We start from the raw sequence: 14,811 nt of genomic DNA, 5'->3' as shown, positions 1-14,811 counted from the left end.
GGTACCAGCAGCGGTGTCTCGCCGTGCGAGAGCAGCGCACCGCGCTCGCCCAGCGTCACGGCGACGGCCCGTGCCTGCCACGCCCGGACCAGGGCGCGGGCGTCCCGGGCGGCGGTGCGCAGCCCGGCCTCGTCGCCCGTGCCGTCGGCGCCGTCCAGCCGCCGGGCGAAGGCGCGGGCCTCCTGTGCGGAGGGCGTGGCCAGACGGACGCCGGGGACCGGGGGCCGGCCGCGTGCATGGGGGTCCCAGACCATGGGTGTGCGGGTGGCGGCGGTGATCAGCGCCGCGCGCAGGACGTCGGCGGTGCCCCGGCCGTAGTCGGCGACCAGGACGCCGCCGGCTCCGGTCAGGGCGGCCTCGGCGGCCCCCGTCGCCGCGCGGGCCCGCCCCTCGCCGTCGTCCAGGCGGAGCAGCGGCCGGTCCCCGGCCATGACCCGGGTCTTGCTGCTCAGGGTGCCGTCCAGCGGCACCTCCACCACGTCGACGCGGCCGGCCAGCAGCTCGCGCAGGGTGTCGCTGGCGGGGTCGTCGCCGAGCGCGGTGACGAGGGTGACCGGGCGGTCGTCGGTGGCGGCGAGGCAGGCGGCGAGGGCCGCGCCGCCCGGGCGGGAGCTGCGCCGGGTGCCGTGCACCACCGGGACGGGGGCGTCCGGGGCCAGCCGCTCGGCCCGGCCGCACAGGTCGTGGTCGAGCAGCGCGTCGCCCACGACGACCAGACGGGTGCGCGAGCTGTTCATGCCTGTTCCTTCCGGGGGGCCACGGGTGTGCCGTCCACGGCCCGGCCGACCGTGCGGGCCCGGCCGACGAGGCGGCCGACGACCCCCGGCCTGCCGTCCCCGCCGCCGGCCCCGGTACGGTCCGCCGCCCCGCGCTCGACCGCGCTGTCGAAGGCCTCGCAGAGCATGTGCACGGCCACCAGGTGGAGTTCCTGCACGGTGGCGGCCACCGGCGCGTCCACGCACAGCGCGTGGTCCGCGCCGAGCTGGAGGGGGTTGGGGGCCCGGCCGGTCAGCGCCCACACCGTCATGCCGAGCCGGTGCGCGCACTCGGCGGCGGCCAGCAGGTTGGCGCTCGCGCCGCTGGTGGACAGCAGCAGGAGCACGTCTCCGGGGCGGCCGTGGGCGGCGGTCTGGCGGGCGAAGATCTCCTGGACGCCGTAGTCGTTGGCGATCGCGGTCGTGGAGGAGGTGTCGGCGTGCAGGGCGAGGGCGGAGAACGGCGGCCGGTCGTCGCGGTAGCGGCCGACGAGTTCGGCGGTCAGGTGCTGGGCCTGTGCCGCGCTGCCGCCGTTCCCGGCCACGAGGAGCCGGGCCCCGGAGCCCAGGCGGCGGGCGAGTTCGGTGCCCCACTGCTCGATGAGGGAGCCGTGCTCGCGGAACGCGTCCAGGGCCTTGGCGAGGTCGTCGCAGTGCGTGGTGCCGTGGACGGTCTTCATCGGACGGCTCCCGAGAGCGAGGGGATCGAGGACACGGCGCCGTACACCTCTGCCACGCCGTCGGCGACGCGGTCCCAGGTGTAGTGGGTCAGCACCCGCTGCCGGCCGGCGGCGCCGTACCGGGCGAGCCGGTCGGTGTCGGTGAGGAGCGCGCGGACGACCGCGCCGAGGTCGTAGTCGTCGTCGGCCGGGACCAGCACGCCCGTGGTGCCGTCCACGACCGTGTCGAGCTGGCCGCCGACCGCGGTGGCGACGACCGGCGTGGCGCAGGCCATGGCCTCCAGCGGGACGATGCCGAACGGCTCGTAGCGGGGCAGCGACAGGACGAGGTCCGCGCCGGCCATCAGCCGCGGCATCCGGGCCCGGCTGATGCCGCCGAGCAGGGTGACGCGGTCGCCGACGCCGTATTCGCCGGCCACGGCGTACAGGCGCTGGGCCTCGGGTTCGGCGCCGAGCAGATCGGCCTCGGGGCCGCCCGCGATGAGCAGTTCGGCGTCGGGGATGCCGGCCAGGGCGCGGATGGCGCGGTCGAAGCCCTTGCGGGGCACCAGCCGTCCGACGGACAGCAGCCGCCTGCGGGCACCGGCCGGCCGGGGGCGGGCGGCGGGCGCGAACTGGTCGGGGTCGACACCGCACGGTACGACGCTGATCCGGTCCTCCGGCAGGCCCATGGCCTTCAGCTCGGTGACCTCGTCGCTGCAGGTGGCGATGATCCGGGCGCAGTCGTGGCCGACGGCCTCCTCGACGGCGAGGCGCTGCGGCGGACTGGTGTCGGCGGCGCCCTGGTAGCGCCTCTTGACCGTGCCCAGCGCGTGATAGGTCTGCACGACGGGGATGCCGAGGTCCCGGGCCCCGGCGAGGGCGGCCAGGCCCGACATCCAGAAGTGGGAGTGCACCACGTCCGGCGGGTTCTGCGACCACTGCCGGGCCAGGAAGGCCCCGAACTCGTCCATGTGGGGCAGGAGTTCGTCCTTCGGGACGGGCGCCGGCGGTCCGGCGGGCACGTGCACCACCTGCACCCCGTCGATGAGGGTCACCCGGTCCGGCAGGCCCGCCGAGTCCCGCCGGGTGTACACCGTGACCCGGTATCCCTTTCTGGCGAGCTGCCGGGCTACCTGCGCCACATAGACGTTCTGGCCGCCGGCGTCCGGTCCGCCGAGCGCGGCCAGCGGGCTGGCGTGCTCGGAGATCATGGCTATGCGCCCGGCCGTGTGCGGAATGCGGCTCATCGGGTGACCTCCTTGATCAGGCGTTCCCAGTCGTCCAGGAAGCGCCGCTCTCCGTAGCGGGCCCGGGCCGCGGCCCGGGCCGCCGCGCCGGTGCGGCGGGCGAGCTCGGGTTCGGCGAGGAAGGCCCGTACGGCGTCCTCCAGTACGTCGAGGCGGTTCGAGACCACCCCGGCGCCGTCGGGTACCGCCTCCCGTACCTCGGTGGTGTCGAGGGCGACCACCGGCATGCCCAGGAACATCGCCTCCAGCAGCGACAGTCCGAGCGAGGTCCAGCGCACGGGGTGCAGATAAAGCCGGCAGCGGGCCATCTCGCGGTGCAGTTCGTGCTGGGGCAGGTCGCGGGTGCGGCAGCGGCCGGGCGGCAGGCCGAGGTGCTCGGCGAGCCCTTCGGTGCGCATGCCGAAGACGTCCAGGGGGGCGCACCGCGCGAAGCGGGGCAGCAGGTCGGTGCCGGTCGTACGGCCCCTGCGCACGGGGTCGTTGACGACGACGGCCGCGCGGCGCCCGGTGCCGGTCCAGCGGTGGCCGGGGTCGATGATGCCGTGTTCCACGACGTCGGTCGGGGCCCTGCCGTTGTCCCACATGAGCCGGTTGAAGTGGGTGACGTGCACGACCGGGATCTCCGACTGCCCGGCCAGCGGGTGGAGTTGCCGTTCGGGGGTCCCGTCGGGGCTGTTGTGTTCGACGTACACGGCGGGCACGTCCACGCCGGGGCGGCGGCCGGTCCAGCGCAGGGCGAGGTCGAGTTCGTGCGGCCGTTGCAGGACCATCAGGTCGATGGGGCGGTCCCACAGCTCCTTGGGGCCGCGCTCCTCGACGGTCGCGGGCCAGTCCCAGGTCACGGCACGGCCGAGTCCGTCGGGGCCGCGGTCGTCGGTGACCGGGACCAGGTAGGTGTGCGGGCCCTGCACGAAGGCGGTGAGCCAGGATCCGTGCACGTGCCAGACGAGGATGTTCATGACTGCCGCTCCTGGATGAGCTTGTGCACCGCGCGCACCACGTCCTGGCCGGTGACCTCGTCCAGGCAGGGGTGTCCGGGCACCGGGCAGGTCAGCGCCCTGGTGTTCGCGCACGGCGCCGACTGGTCGCCGAGGAGGATGGTCGGGACGCCGTACGGTGCCCAGCGCTCGGCCGGGACGACCGGCGCGAACAGCGAGACGACCGGGGTGCCGACGGCCGCGGCGAGGTGGGCGGGTCCGGTGTTGGCGCTGATCACGACATCCGCCATGCGCAGCACCCCGGCGAGGGTGCGCGGGGAGGTCCGCCCGCCGAGGTCGACGCCCACGTCCCCGCTCACGCACCGGGTGAGCACGCGCTCGTGCGGGCCGCCGGTGACGACCACGCGGTGTCCGGCGTCGGTGAGCAGGGCGACCGCGTCCGCGCACCGGTGGGGGTTCCAGGCGCGGGCGGGCGCGCTGGCTCCGGGGTGCAGGACGACGTACGGGCCGTTGCCGGTGAGGCCGCTGGTGTCGGGTGGCGGGAGCACGCGCAACCGCCCCTCGTCCCCTTCAGGCAGCCGGAAGCCCATCGCGGCGGCGGTGTCGAGTGCCGCCTCCACCTCGTGGCGGCCCGGCAGCCGCCGGTGCCGTACGTCGAGCAGCCGCCCGGGGTGGTCGACGCTGTCGGCGCCGATCCGGCCGACGCCGGCCAGCCGCAGCACCAGTGCGGTGGGCAGCGGGCTCTGGTGGAAGGAGGTGAGCACGAGCGCGGCGTGGAAGGCCTCGGTACGCAGCCGGCCGACCAGGTCCTGGACGTCCTCCGGGCTCACGTCGGGCGGGTCGAAGCCCTCCCAGGGCGCCTCCCACACCAGCACCTCGTCGACCCCGGGCAGCATCCGGGCCGCGTCCGCGCCGCGCGGACCGCACAGCATGGTGACGCGCGCGCTGTGAGCGGCGACGGCACGTACGGCGGGCCCGGCGAGCAGCACATCACCAAAGCTGTCGAGCCGGACGACGAGCGTCTTCACGACGACCGCCTCCTTGCGGGGAACGCCGCGCCCGGCTGGGACGGCCACGCACGGCTTCGGGCCCCCGGGTCCCGTTCGGAGGACCGGTCTCGTCCGAGACCTGCCGCGTCCCACGAGGACGGCCGTGCTCCGCCGGGGGGCGGCGCCGCCTCCTCCCGGGGAGGCCGCAGCCCGGCCGCACCCGCCGTCCGCCGCCACGAGGACCACGGCCGGTCAGGGGCAGCCGTGCCGGTCGGCCCCGCCGCCCCCGCGAGGGCCGTGCGGACCGCGGTGAGCACGTCGGGGACGCTCTGGTCGGTGAAGCGGGCCACCTCGGCCGGTGCGGTGGACGCGTTCGGGACGAGCACCCCGTGGGCTCCGGCCGCGCGGGCCGCGAGGACGTCGGCGGCGATGTCGCCGATCACCAGGCACTCGGCGGGCGGGACGCCGAGGCGGGCGGCGGCCGTGAGGATCAGGCCCGGGCGTGGCTTGCGGCAGTCGCAGCCGGCGTCCGGGGCGTGCGGGCAGAACTCCCAGGTGTCCAGGCCGCCCAGCAGAGCGTCGGCACGGGCGTTGACGCGGCGTACGTCGTCGGCGGTGAGCAGGCCGCGTCCGATGCCGGACTGGTTGCTGACGACACCGGTGGCGAGGCCGTGGGAGCGTGCGAGTGCGACGGCCGCCGCTGCGCCCGGCAGGAGCCGGACGCGGTCGGGGTCGGCGTTGTAGGGCACGTCCTCCACGAGGGTGCCGTCGCGGTCGAACAGGACGGCGGAGACAGGGTTCACCCGGCACCTCCCAGCGGTCGGGCGTGCCGGTGGCTGACGACCCCGCGCAGCCAGTGCCGCACGGCGAGCGGCGGGATGAGCACGCTCGTGCCGAGCATCCCGGCGATCTCGCGGGCCGTACGCGGGCCGGGCAGGATGCGGGCCAGCGCGAACTCGGCCGTGCCCAGGGTCCACAGGGCCGCGCAGGCGGTGGCGGCGCGGCGGCGGCCGGCGAGGGCGCAGGCGGCGGCGGTGAGCGCGGCGCCGGTGACCACCAGGTGACGGTGCAGCCGGCCGCGGGGCGCCTGGGCGCGGTCCCACCAGTCGCGGCCGTGCAGCCGGTTCATCAGCGCGTCGTCGGCGTTGCCGCGCTGGGCGGGCAGCGAGGCCCACCAGTGCGCCGGGCGGACCGGGTGCCGGGTGATCCGCCTGCCCCGGGTCAGCGACCAGCCGGCCCGCTGTACGCGCAGGGCGAGGTCGGCGTCCTCACGGAAGGCACGCGGGAAACGTTCGTCGAAACCGCCGACCCGGGTGAGCGCGTCGGTGCGGTAGGCCATGTCGGCGGTGGCCCAGGCGGCGTTCTCCAGGCCCTTGGTGTTGCGCTCCCAGTCGGTGGGCCGGCGGTCCGGGGGCAGGGGGACACGCAGCTGCCCCTGGATGCCGCCGACGTCCTCGCCGGCCTCCCGCAGGTCCTCGGCGAGCAGCCGGGACCAGTCGGGCAGCACCTGGACGTCGTCGTCGAGGAAGACCGTCCAGGGGGTTTCGACGGTGCGCCAGCCGGCGTTGCGGGCCGCGGCCGGGCCCTTGCCGCCGGTGCGCAGGATCCGCACCCGGTCGAGCAGCGGCCCGGCCGCCCGCAGCGGCAGCTCGCCGTCGGGCGCGGGCCGGTCGTCCACCACGATCACCTCGTGCGGCGGCTGCCCCGCGGCCTCGGCGAGCGCCCGCAGGCACTCGGCGAGGCAGGGACGCCCGATCGTCGGGACGACGACGGTGTAGGCGGGCACGGCGGTCATGCGAACGCCTTCCCACGGCGGATCGCGAACGGTCCGAGCACCAGCAGGTCCACGGGTGCGGAGCCGAAGCACTCCAACGCGTCGCGCGGGTCGTCGACCATGGGCCGCCCGGCGGTGTTCAGGCTGGTGTTGACGACCACCGGCAGCCCGGTGCGCCGCTCGAAGCCGTCGATCATCCGGGCTACCAGGGGCTCCTGGGCGCGGTCGACGGTCTGGATGCGAGCCGTGCCGTCGACGTGGACCACGGCCGGGATGCGGGTCTTCCAGCCGGCGGCCACCTCGTGCACGAACAGCATGTGCGGGCTGGGCAGCGGCCCGTCGAAGATCTCGGCGGCGCGCTCGGCGAGCACCATGGGAGCGACCGGCCGGAACTCCTCACGCCCCTTGACCGCGTTGAGCCGTTCCAGGTTCTCCGCCCTGCCGGGGTGGGCGAGGAGCGAACGGTGGCCGAGGGCACGCGGCCCGTACTCACTGCGGCCCTGGAACCAGGCCACGATCCCGTCGGCGGCCAGCGCCTCGGCGGCGGTCTCGGCGATGTCCGCGGGCTCCTCGAACGGTACGGCGGCCCGCTCCAGCCACGCCCGCAGCTCGGCGTCGGTCCAGCCCCGGCCGAGCGCGGCGGTCGGCATCGGCTCCAGGGTGTCCTTCTGCCCGGCGACGTGCGCGGCCGCGCCCAGGGCCGTACCGGCGTCTCCGGCGGCCGGCTGCACCCACACGTGCCGGAAGCCGCTCTCGCGCCACAGGCGGGTGTTGGCCACACAGTTCAGCGCGACACCGCCGGCCAGGGTGAGCGCGTCCTCGCCGGTGCGTTCGCGCAGCCACCGGGCGAGGACGAGCATGGCCTCCTCCAGGCAGAGCTGGGCGCTGGCGGCGAGGTCGGCGTGGTCCTGGCTCCAGGCTCCGCCGGCCGGGCGGGGCGGGACGAGGTCGGCCCAGGGGACGGGCCGGGCGCGGAACCCGCCCTGTCCGTCGGCCTGGACGTACTCCCGCAGCCGGGCTGCGAAGCGCGGCGTGCCGTAGGAGGCGAGGGCCATCACCTTGAACTCGTCGCTGCTGCGCAGGAAGCCGAGGTGCTGGGTGAGGTCCTCGTAGAACAGGCCGAGCGAGTCGGGCAGTTGCTGGGTGCCGAGGACGGTCAGTTCGCGGTTGGTGTAGCGGCCGGCCAGGTGGGAGCCGCACTCGCCGCGGCCGTCCAGGACGAGGACGGCGCAGTCCGGGAACGGCGAGACGGGCCCGGCGGAGGCGGCGTGGGCCACGTGGTGCGGGACGAACTTCACCTTGGCCGGGTCGAGCCCCGGCAGGGCCTCGGCGAGGAAGCCGGGGGCCTGGCGGGCGTACTCCTGGCGCAGGTGGTCCCAGGGGTCGTGGAGGCCCATCCGCTCGGCGGGGCGGGCGAGGGCGGGGTCGTAGGAGTAGGCGACGGCGTCCAGGTCGGACGGGGCGAGGCCGGCCTGCTCCAGGCACCAGCGGGCCGACTGCTCGGGCAGTTCCCAGGCGGAGAAGGGGACGGGCCGCTTGCCGTGTTTGCGGCGCGAGAACCGCTCCTCCTCCGCCGCCGCCACGATCTTGCCGTCGGTGATCAGGGCGGCGGCGGGGTCGTGGAAGAGTGCGTTGATACCGAGGACGTGCATGCGCTGCTCCAGTGCGGCGGGCGGTCGGGGGTCAGGAGTGCGGGGCCGGGTCCTCCTCCCGTGGGACCGGTTCCGGGGGCCGGGCGGCGAAGTAGGCGATGGTCTGCTTCAGTCCCTCCTCCCAGGGGACCTGCGGCGACCAGCCGAGCAGCTCGCGCGCGAGGGTGGTGTCGGGCCGGCGCCGGCCCGGGTCGTCGACGGGCCGGTCGACGAACGCGATGGGTGAGCGGGAGCCGGTGAGCGCGACCACCCGGCGGGCCAGGTCGGCGACGGTGATCTCGTCGCTGCCGCCGATGTTCACGGGCCGTACGGACCTGCTCGCGGCGACCCGGAGGATGCCGTCGACGGTGTCGTCCACGTAGCACAGGGAGCGGGTCTGGCTGCCGTCGCCGGTCACGGTGACCGGCTCCCCGGCCAGGGCCTGGCAGATGAAGGTGGGCACCGCGCGGCCGTCGTGGGCCCGCATGCGCGGCCCGTAGGTGTTGAACAGGCGCACGATCCCGGCGTCGGTGTCCTTGCTGCCGGCGTGCGCGGTGACCAGGGCCTCGGCGAACCGTTTGGACTCGTCGTACACGCTGCGCGGCCCGATGGGGTTCACGTTGCCCCAGTAGCCCTCGTGCTGCGGGTGCACCAGCGGATCGCCGTAGACCTCCGAGGTGGAGGCGAGCAGGAGACGCGCGCCGTCGCGTTCGGCGATCGTGAGCGCGTTGCGGGTGCCGAGACTGCCGACGTCCAGGGTCTCCAGCGGCAGACGCAGGTAGTCGGCGGGCGAGGCCGGGCAGGCGAAGTGCAGGACCAGGTCGTACGGCCCCGGCAGCGACGCCACGCAGTCCGGGTCGGAGACGTCGCAGTACACGTACCGGAATCCGGGCCGGTCCTCGAGCTGGGCGACGTTCTCGCGCCGCCCACAGGCGAGGTTGTCGGCGCAGTCGACTTCGACGCCCGAATCCAGCAGGCTCTCACACAGGTGGGAGCCGAGGAAGCCGGCGCCGCCGGTCACGAGGGCGCGCCGCCAGGAAAACGGTGTGTCACCAGTCATGGGGGCCATTCCTTCGTCCACGTCGTCGCGCCCGTGGAACGCTCATGGCTGGGCTGTCGCAACGCTCCTGCCTGGGCGTTCGGCGCGTACCGCGTCGCTCGGGCCGACCTCGTCGGCCCGCTGGGGGACGCACGGAGAAACCGGGAGAGAAGTCAGGACAGGGCAGTGGGTCCCACTGGTCCGGAGGACCGCCCTGCTCGGCCGCCGCTGGCTGGACGGCACTGGCAAGGCTGAGTGCCCCTGCCAGTTGGTTTCACACGTTGGATCCTTATTGTCCCGGAAGCAGGGGTACTCGCGCGACTCCGAACGTGGTGACGCGCAGGAAAGGCCTGGTGAGGGACATGGACGACGACCTCACAACGGGCTTGCTGCGCGTGGTGCGCGGGTCCGGCCGGCCTCCCGGGCGGGTTCTGCTGGCGGGCTGGTTCAGCTTCCTGGACGGGGAGGCGACGGCCGGGGACACGCTCGCGCAGCGGCAGGCGTCGGCCGCACTGACCCGGGCCGGTATCCCGCACGACACGGCGTGGAGCCCCGGCTTCCGTCCCGGCGCGTTGTCCTTGGCGGCGGCGCGGCCGGAGGCGTACGACACCGTGCTCTTCGTGTGCGGTCCGGTGCACGGCCCCCAAGTCGCCGGGCTCCATGCCAGGTTCGGGACCTGTCGACGGCTCGCCGCCGGCGTCTCGGTCGTCGATCCGGCGGATCCCGCGGCCACCGGTTTCCACGAGATCGTCGCCCGGGACGGCACCGCGGCCCCGGCCCGGCACGACCTCGCGGCCGCCGCCCCGACGGGCCCGCTGCCACCCGTGGCCGGGGTGCTGCTCTCCCATGGGCAGGGCGAGTACGGCGCGCGCCGCCGGCACGAGGAGGTCAACGCGCGGCTCACCCGCTGGCTGGCCGGGCAGGACTGCGCGCGGGTGCCGGCTGGCCCCGGACGACTGGCGGCTGTGCGCGACGGCCGAGCAGTTCCTCGCCCTGGTCTCCCGCTTCGACGTCGTCGTCACCACCCGGCTGCACGGCCTGGTGCTGGCCCTGCGCACCGGTACCCCGGTGATCGCCGTGGACCCGGTCGCGGGCGGCGCCAAGGTCAGCGCCCAGGCGCGGGCGGTGGGCTGGCCGGCGCTGGTGGACGCGGCGGCGCTCGGGGAGGAGTTGCTGGACCACTGGTGGCGGTGGACGCTGTCGGAGCCGGGCCGGACGGCCGCGGCGGGCCACTCGACGCGCTGACTCGGCGCCCGACCGGGAGCACGGCCGACCGAGCCGGACCGGACGGCCACGGCCCGTTGGCCTGACGCGCGGACCTGACGGCCACCGGAGCCGGGCTGCACGGCCACGGCCCGTTCGCTCGATGCGCCGGCCCGGCGGCCACCCGCGCCGACCGGACGGCCGTAGCCGGCCACCCGATGCGCTGACCCGGTGCGGGCGGGCCGTGTAGCGGGCCGCGCGCGGGGCACTCGGCGCGGCGACGGCGGGCCGCCACGGGCCGCCGCGATGTCTCGCAGGAGGTATTGACATGGGTCACGGCGGAAACGTCATCCAGGAGCTGACGACCGACCACCGCGAGGTCGAGGAGATCTTCGGCCGTATCGAGGCGCTGCCGCCCGGCTCCAAGGACCGCAAGAATCTCGCCGACCAGGCCACGATCGAGCTGGTGCGCCACTCGGTCGCGGAGGAGGCCTATCTGTACCCGGCGGTGCGCGAGCACATCTCCGGCGGGGACGCCCTGGCCGACAAGGAACTCGAGGATCACGCCAAGGCCGAGCAGATCATGAAGGACCTGGAGGGCATGCAGGCGGACGATCCGCAGTTCGACACGCTGATGGCGCAGTTGATGAGCGAGATCCGCTCGCATGTGACGGACGAGGAGCACAACCTCTTCCCGCGCCTGGAGGCCGCCTGTCCCGCCGATGCGCTGATGGACCTCGGGGACAAGGTGCGCCGGGCGAAGAAGATGGCCCCCACCCGCCCGCACCCGTCCGCGCCGGACACTCCCCCGGCCAACAAACTCCTGGCCCCGGGCACCGGCCTGGTGGACCGCATGCGCGACGCGCTGACAGGTCGGGGCAAGAAGAGCTGAGAGCACAGGCCGACGGCGGTGGGGCAGCGTCGGGTCCTGGGGTTCGGGGCGCCGGCCCGACGCGGGCCGAGGGGTCGTGCGGCAGAGGAGGCGGAAGGCCTGGAAGAGGGTCAGCGGCCACAGGAGAGCGAAGCAGCAGCACCCCTCACCCAGGGGACCTGAACAGCACGGACCGGAAGTGCAGGGTGTCCGGGGAACCGGGGGCGTAGGGCGAGAGGGTGGTCCTGGTGCCCTTGCAGTCCCTGCCCTCGTACACATCGGCATAGGCATTGGTGCGGTTGTGCGGTGCGTCCGCATAGGTGCTCGAGTCCGCGGAAGTCTCCAGTTCGGGCACGTTGACGCACTGGTTCAGATCCGGATCCTCCAGGATTCCGGCGTGACGGCCGTCCCCCGCGACGAGGCCGTAGTCGAGCGCGCCGTCGGCCCCCGCATGCGCGGGGGCGGAGACGGAGAGGACGAGGGTGACAGCACTCGCGAGGGGGAGCAGCGCGGTGCGCAGACGCATGGGGTTCCCTTCGGTGGGGGCGGGTCCGGGCCGACCTTCCCATGGTGCTGGCGTCCGGACCGGAAATGCGCCGTTGGCGCCGTTCACGGGTGTACTCCACCCAGGGGGGTGAAGACGGCGTACCGGACGGTTCGTCGTCAGTGGTGGGCGTGCACGACCGCATGCCCCTTGCCGCGGCCGATCATCCAGCGGTTCACCGGAGTGGTCAGCGCGAAGGCCAGGGCAAGGGAAAGCGCGAGCGAGAACCAGAACAGGACCTCGGACAGGCCCGCGTCCATGGCGCCGGGCACGCCCACGATGACGGTGTTGTCGATCAGTTCCATCACGGCGATGGACACCGTGTCCGCGGCCAGGGCGACCTTCAGTGCCCGGCGGGCCGGGAGCCCGGCGCGCAGTACACCCCGCATGGTCAGCGCATAGCCGAAGACGAAGGCCAGGGCGATGGAGACGACCACCGTGACCGCGTTGTGCAGACCTGCGGCCGTACCGATGACCATGCCGAGGACCTCACCGATGGCGCAGCCCGTCAGGCAGTGCAGTGTCGCCTGCGCGGCCGTACGCCACGAAGCGCCCGGGCCGCGGTGAGCGTGCTGGGCATGCTCGGCCCCATGCTGGTGCCGGTGTGCGGTGTGGTCCATCGTCAGCCCCCTGCTCGGGTCGGGTCACCCTCACGAACCATTTACCCCCCTGGGGTATTCCGCGGCCGGCGGGCGGCGGAATCAGGGACCGCCGCCAGGCCGGTTCCCTGTCACGGGGCAACCGCCGTGAGTTCCCGCCCGGGTCCCGCCGCCAACCGGCCCGAGCGCGCCAACAGGCCCACGCAACCGGCGCAGATGCCGCCCGTCGCCGCCAGCGCCCACCACGTCAGTCCGGGGCGTCCCAGGCGGTCGGCAGTGTCCCAGAGGGCGCCGGTGGCCAGGTTGCCCAGGGTGATGCCCAGCCCGGCGACGGTGTTGTACAGGCCGTAGTGGGTGGCGACCAGGCGTCCGCCCGCGAGGCAGACGACGGTGTCCATCTCGAAGGGGTAGACCATCGCGGTGCCCAGTCCCAGCAGGGTGACCGCCGCGAGGAGCGGCGTGAGCGCCGTGGCCCAGGCCAGTGGGCTCGAAGCCCGGGTGACCGGGGCGGTCGCGAGGAGCAGGGGCACAAAGGCCGTGCCCATGAGCGTGATGCCGTACACGATGGCGCGCTGGGACGACCAGTGGGCCCTGGCCCAGGCGGTGATCTTCAGCTGGCCGGCCACGGCGACCGTGGCCGAGGCCGCGAACAGCGCCGTGGTCACCGCATCGCCGCTGTCCGGAGCGGCGCGACGGGCCTGCAACGGCAGCGCCAGGTACACCTGGAAGGACAGGACGTACGAGCCGATCATGGCGAGGGAGAAGAGAAGGAACGGGCGGTTGGCGACGACCGTGCGCCAGTCGGCCAGCACACCGTCGGACCCGGTCCGCGGCGCACCCGTGCGGACCGGCAGCAGGCGCAGCTGGATCAGCGTCAGCGCCAGGAACAGCGTCGCGGCCACCGAGCAGATGAGCCGGAAGTCGGCGGCCAGCAGGGCGAGTCCCACCAGGGGGCCGACGAACATCCCGGCCTGGTAGAAGACGTTGAAGGCGGCGAACGCCTCCACGCGGCGCTCCCCCGCCTCCTCGGCCAGGCAGGCGCGCACCGCGGGGTTGAACAGCGCGCCGGCGAAGCCGGTCGCCGCCGACGCCACGACGAGCGCGGGGAGCGAGCCGACACAGCCCAGCAGACCGAAGCCGACCGTCCGCAGCACGCACCCGGTCATGATCACTGGCTTGTAGCCGAGCCGGTCGGCGAGCGTGCCGCCGAGGAGGAACATGCCCTGCTGGGTGAGGTTGCGCACCCCGAGCACCAGTCCGACCGACCAGGCGGCCAGGCCCAGGCCGTCCGCGAGATGCACGGCCAGATAGGGCATCAGCATGTAGAAGGCCGTGTTGATGGTGAACTGCTGGACCATCAGCAGCCGGACACAGCCGTTGAACGAACGCAACTGCGCGGCGAGGGACTTCATCGCACCGCTCCCTCGGGCGCGGTGACGGTCGTGCAGCGGGTCCAGCGCTCCACCACGCACGCGCCCGGGTGGGCGATCTCGTCCGGCTCGGACGCCGGGGAGCGTCGCAGGAGGTCGTGCCGGCGGCAGTAGTCGTCGCTGTAGACCGTGTTCCAGTAGCGGTGCACGCCGTCGGGGAAGACGGCAGCGATCCTGGTCCGCTCCGGCTCGGTACGGGCCAGCCAGTTCGCCACGAGTGCCACGGCGCCCACGCTCCAGCCGCCGCTGGCACAGTGGCCGCGGGCCAGCCGGCGGCAGGCCCACACCGCCTCTTCCGGGGCCACCCAGTGCACCTCGTCGAAGGCGGCGTGGTCGACGTTCCCCGGGTGGATGCTGCTGCCCAGGCCGCGCATCAGACGGGGGCCCGCGGGCTGGCCGAAGACGCTGGAGTGCACCGAGTCGACACCGACGAGCTTGAGCCGCGGGTTGAAGGCACGCAGCGTGCGCGCGACGCCGGCCGAGTGGCCACCGGTACCGACGGCCGCGGCCAGGACGTCGACCCGTCCGAGCTGGACGACGAGTTCCAGGGCCAGGGAGGCGTAGGCGGCGACGTTGTCGGGGTTGTTGTACTGGTCGGGGCACCAGGCCGACGGCGTGCGGGCGATCAGCTCGCCCACGCGCCGGCGGCGCGCCTCCTGCCAGCCGCCCGGGGAGGCGGGCTCGGTGACCACGTCCACGTGCGCTCCCAGCGCGCGCAACTGGTGCACGATCAACGGCTCCATGCCGGGGTCCGACACGAGGGTGACCGGATGGCCGTAGGTGATGCCGGCCAGGGCCAGACCGAGACCGAGGGTGCCGCTGGTGGACTCGATGATCGGGGCGCCCGGCGAGAGGTCGCCCCGCCGTCGTGCGGCGTCGACCATGTGCAGGGCCGCGCGGTCCTTGATTCCGCCGGGGTTCGCGCCCTCCAGCTTGGCCCAGAAGCCGCGGCCCGCCGGGTTGAAGGGCTCCCCGACCCACAGGACAGGGGTGTTGCCGACCATGCCGGCCGGTGACCGGCGGGGGGCTCCAGCCGGTTCGGGAAGGTTGTGTGCCGCGAGGAAGGACGGGACGTGGTGCGAGGTGACGCCGCGCAGGGCAGTGCTCATGGTGGGGTCCTCTCGTGGCT

Annotated in this window: 14 protein-coding genes and 1 pseudogene; 2 read left to right on the top strand and 13 right to left on the bottom strand. The window is 74.5% G+C overall.

Annotation, left to right across the window (positions count from 1 at the left end; genetic code table 11):
* From ACWC94_RS08615 to ACWC94_RS08575, 9 genes are all read right to left on the bottom strand, one after another.
* A partial coding sequence (locus tag ACWC94_RS08615; protein WP_450795651.1) for a PfkB family carbohydrate kinase occupies positions 1 to 737 on the bottom strand: 737 nt, incomplete at its 3' end.
* On the bottom strand, positions 734 to 1,435 hold the full coding sequence (locus ACWC94_RS08610; protein WP_450795650.1) for a D-sedoheptulose-7-phosphate isomerase: 702 nt from the start codon (positions 1,433 to 1,435) through the stop codon (positions 734 to 736). The genes ACWC94_RS08615 and ACWC94_RS08610, both read right to left, overlap by 4 nt.
* Entirely contained in the window at positions 1,432 to 2,664 is a 1,233-nt protein-coding gene (locus ACWC94_RS08605) for a glycosyltransferase (protein WP_450795649.1), read from the bottom strand. Before ACWC94_RS08605 ends, ACWC94_RS08610 begins: the two co-directional genes overlap by 4 nt.
* Positions 2,661 to 3,623 (bottom strand): glycosyltransferase, encoded by a 963-nt coding sequence (locus ACWC94_RS08600; protein WP_450795648.1) that lies wholly within the window; start codon positions 3,621 to 3,623, stop codon positions 2,661 to 2,663. Before ACWC94_RS08600 ends, ACWC94_RS08605 begins: the two co-directional genes overlap by 4 nt.
* Positions 3,620 to 4,630, bottom strand: coding sequence for a glycosyltransferase family 9 protein (locus ACWC94_RS08595; protein ID WP_450795647.1), 1,011 nt, complete (start codon positions 4,628 to 4,630; stop codon positions 3,620 to 3,622). The genes ACWC94_RS08600 and ACWC94_RS08595 overlap by 4 nt, the downstream gene beginning before the upstream one ends.
* Entirely contained in the window at positions 4,627 to 5,394 is a 768-nt protein-coding gene (locus tag ACWC94_RS08590; RefSeq protein ID WP_450795646.1) for a D-glycero-alpha-D-manno-heptose-1,7-bisphosphate 7-phosphatase, read from the bottom strand. Before ACWC94_RS08590 ends, ACWC94_RS08595 begins: the two co-directional genes overlap by 4 nt.
* Positions 5,391 to 6,386, bottom strand: coding sequence for a glycosyltransferase family 2 protein (locus ACWC94_RS08585; RefSeq protein WP_450795645.1), 996 nt, complete (start codon positions 6,384 to 6,386; stop codon positions 5,391 to 5,393). Before ACWC94_RS08585 ends, ACWC94_RS08590 begins: the two co-directional genes overlap by 4 nt.
* Positions 6,383 to 8,017 carry a carbamoyltransferase family protein gene (locus ACWC94_RS08580; protein WP_450795644.1) on the bottom strand — a complete coding sequence of 545 codons (1,635 nt, stop codon included), beginning with the start codon at positions 8,015 to 8,017 and terminating at the stop codon, positions 6,383 to 6,385. The genes ACWC94_RS08585 and ACWC94_RS08580 overlap by 4 nt, the downstream gene beginning before the upstream one ends.
* A 31-nt stretch (positions 8,018 to 8,048) precedes the next feature.
* Positions 8,049 to 9,056, bottom strand: a complete 1,008-nt coding sequence (locus tag ACWC94_RS08575; protein WP_450795643.1) for an NAD-dependent epimerase/dehydratase family protein — start codon at positions 9,054 to 9,056, stop codon at positions 8,049 to 8,051.
* Between the two features lie 341 nt (positions 9,057 to 9,397).
* Between ACWC94_RS08575 and ACWC94_RS08570 the strand changes: the two are divergent.
* Both ACWC94_RS08570 and ACWC94_RS08565 read left to right on the top strand, forming a co-directional pair.
* Positions 9,398 to 10,280 (top strand): annotated as a pseudogene (locus ACWC94_RS08570) (polysaccharide pyruvyl transferase family protein).
* A 286-nt stretch (positions 10,281 to 10,566) separates the two neighbouring features.
* On the top strand, positions 10,567 to 11,130 hold the full coding sequence (locus tag ACWC94_RS08565) for a hemerythrin domain-containing protein (protein WP_450795642.1): 564 nt from the start codon (positions 10,567 to 10,569) through the stop codon (positions 11,128 to 11,130).
* A gap of 145 nt (positions 11,131 to 11,275) precedes the next feature.
* Here the strand turns inward: ACWC94_RS08565 and ACWC94_RS08560 are convergent, their stop codons facing one another.
* From ACWC94_RS08560 to ACWC94_RS08545, 4 genes are all read right to left on the bottom strand, one after another.
* Complete coding sequence (locus ACWC94_RS08560) at positions 11,276 to 11,635, bottom strand: hypothetical protein (RefSeq protein ID WP_450795641.1); 360 nt, start codon at positions 11,633 to 11,635, stop codon at positions 11,276 to 11,278.
* A gap of 137 nt (positions 11,636 to 11,772) precedes the next feature.
* A complete protein-coding gene (locus tag ACWC94_RS08555; protein WP_450795640.1) occupies positions 11,773 to 12,273 on the bottom strand; it encodes a DUF4396 domain-containing protein in 501 nt (166 codons plus the stop codon).
* Positions 12,274 to 12,383: 110 nt separating this feature from the next.
* Positions 12,384 to 13,664, bottom strand: coding sequence for an MDR family MFS transporter (locus ACWC94_RS08550; RefSeq protein WP_450795639.1), 1,281 nt, complete (start codon positions 13,662 to 13,664; stop codon positions 12,384 to 12,386).
* Positions 13,661 to 14,791 carry a PLP-dependent cysteine synthase family protein gene (locus ACWC94_RS08545; RefSeq protein WP_450795637.1) on the bottom strand — a complete coding sequence of 377 codons (1,131 nt, stop codon included), beginning with the start codon at positions 14,789 to 14,791 and terminating at the stop codon, positions 13,661 to 13,663. The genes ACWC94_RS08550 and ACWC94_RS08545 overlap by 4 nt, the downstream gene beginning before the upstream one ends.
* Positions 14,792 to 14,811 lie beyond the last annotated feature (20 nt).

The sequence above is a fragment of the Streptomyces sp. NPDC001135 genome, assembly GCF_053598395.1.
Note: the sequence above shows the minus strand (reverse complement) of the source record. Positions and strands in the feature narration are given on the sequence as shown.